The organism is Polaromonas sp. P1_E1_2 (genome assembly GCF_056406035.1).
The window spans coordinates 1-2219 of sequence record NZ_JBFUAZ010000670.1; the positions used below are offsets into that span (position 1 = coordinate 1).

2 protein-coding genes are annotated in these 2219 nt (G+C 63.6%); both read left to right on the forward strand.

Features of this window, described 5'->3' with window-relative positions; translation table 11 throughout:
• Positions 1–31: 31 nt before the first annotated feature.
• The gene (locus tag AC1D1P_RS21505) at positions 32–256 is read left to right on the forward strand and encodes a hypothetical protein (protein WP_477667998.1); all 225 of its coding nucleotides are present in this window, start codon (positions 32–34) and stop codon (positions 254–256) included.
• Positions 257–675: 419 nt separating this feature from the next.
• Positions 676–1938 carry an FAD-dependent oxidoreductase gene (locus tag AC1D1P_RS21510; protein ID WP_477667997.1) on the forward strand — a complete coding sequence of 421 codons (1263 nt, stop codon included), beginning with the start codon at positions 676–678 and terminating at the stop codon, positions 1936–1938.
• Positions 1939–2219 lie beyond the last annotated feature (281 nt).

Genomic DNA, 2219 nt, shown 5'->3' on the forward strand with positions numbered 1-2219 from the left:
GTGCAAACACTGTGCAAAAGGCAGGCCCGCCATGAACTTCCATTCAGACTCCACCACGGTTTCCAGCGCCTTCCGCCCGTCGGCCTACGATGTCAGCGGCGAGTTGGCTCAAGACGCGCCGCCGCGCAAGCCGCGGAGTTTTCACCGCCCGCGCGCAGCCGCGTACATCGCTTTTTTCATCACCGTTTTCGCCAGCATGGCCGCCGCCGCTGCGCTGGCAATCCATGACATGCCTTTGATGGTGGTGGGTCTGTGATGGGCGGAACGCGCAAGCGGCCAGGCAATGAAGAGCCCGAACCGACGTTGGAAGCGGACCTGCCGTCCGACGGCGGGGACGAAAAAGGTGAAGCGATGATCCGCGACTTGCCCAGACGGGTGGAGCCGCCGCAGTCTCTGCAGTCGCCTGGCAGGGGCCCAACGGCGCCGGAAAAGGGAAGCAGGAAGTAGCCATGGCCACCAACCCGAACGTTCCGCCACCCGAGCCCCTGCCGCCCCTGGACACCCCGCCGGACCCGGGCGAAGTACAGACCACTCCCATGCCAATGACGCTGAAATAGGCGAAAACAGCTCCGCAAGAGATGTTGACGGGTCTGGGCGGTGGTTGCCCCGCCTGGAGCTTGCAAGGGCCATCAAGCCTGGATATGGTCGGAGGATTTTCATCCCCGGGGAGACACCATGGCCGACGTAATGAATGTCCGCTGCTGCATCGCCGGCGGCGGCCCGGCCGGCATGATGCTGGGCCTTTTGCTGGCACGCGCCGGGGTGCAGGTGCTTGTGCTGGAAAAGCACGCCGATTTCCTGCGTGACTTTCGCGGCGACACCGTGCATCCATCCACTCTCGAAGTGATTCACGAACTGGGCCTGCTGGAGAAGTTCCTGGCGCGCCCGCACGATGAAGTGAGTGAGTTGCGCGCCGTGGTCGGCAACACCGAACTCGTGCTGGCCAGCTTCAGGCATTTGCGCCTGCGCTGCAAATTCATCGCGATGATGCCCCAATGGGAGTTTCTGGATTTTGTGCGCGATGAGGCGGAGCTGTATCCCGGTTTTCGCCTGATCCAGAACGCCGGAGTGACCGGCGTGATCCAGCAAGATGGCGTGGTGACGGGCGTGGAGGTCGCCACACCCGAGGGCGCCCTGCAGGTGATGGCGGACCTCGTGATCGGGGCCGATGGCAGGCGGTCCACGGTGCGCAGTTCGGCCGGGCTGGTCGTGCGCGATCTGGGCGCGCCTATCGATGTGCTGTGGATGCGCCTGCCCAAGATGCCGGGCGATCCTTCCACGACGGGCGGGCGCATTACCAACGGCATTTTCCTGGCCATGATTGACCGCCGTACTTATTGGCAGTGCGCCTATGTGATTCCCAAGGGCGGCATCGAGGCTGTTCGCTCAGAGGGGCTGGAGGCTTTCCGCACAGACGTGGTGAAGGTGGCGCCGCTCTTTGCCGACCGTATCGCCACCCTGGCCAGTTGGGACGACATCAAGCTGCTGAGTGTCACGGTCGACCGGCTGGAGCACTGGTACAAGCCCGGCCTGCTGTGCATCGGCGACGCTGCACATGCCATGTCGCCTGTGGGCGGCGTGGGCATCAACCTGGCGGTACAGGATGCCGTGGCGGCGGCCAACATTCTGGCTGCTCCCCTCGCAAGTCCGCAGGTGGACCGGGCCGCGCTGACGCCCTTGCTGGCGCAGGTACAAAAACGCCGGTTGTTTCCCACACGCGTCACGCAGGCRGTGCAGGTCGCCATCCAGAACCGCCTGCTCAGCCCGGTACTGGCGGCGCGGGGGCGCGACGGCCCGCCCATGGCGCTGCCCTGGCCGCTGAAGCTGATGCGGCGCTGGCCCTTGCTGCAGGCGCTGCCGGCCTATGCGGTCGGCGTGGGCGTGCGGCCTGAGCACGTGCGCTCGCCTGTCCAGCTGGTGACTGCCGATACCGGCTGAATGGTCGTAGTTGCTATTGATTTGATAGCTGTTTGCGCTTGTTCAATAAGGCTGGAAGGCCATTTTTTCTTGAGTCCTTGAAGATTTTCGGGGGGCGGTCCTGAGCTGCATCCGCCTTCTTTTCCAGCGGGAGGACTTGAACACTGGCGTCCGCAGGAAGGGCAAAAAGACAAAAAAAGAGGGTTTGTAGGCTTGTTCCTACGCAATCCACAGGCATTGCCTACATTCCCCGGCCGCAACGATGCCTACAGTGAATAAGGCAGGCACAGGTGCGTAGCAGG

Excerpts from the sequence above, each read along its gene's own strand:
- AC1D1P_RS21505 (WP_477667998.1), top strand. The coding sequence starts at position 32 with ATGAACTTCCATTCAGACTCCACCACGGTTTCCAGCGCCTTCCGCCCG.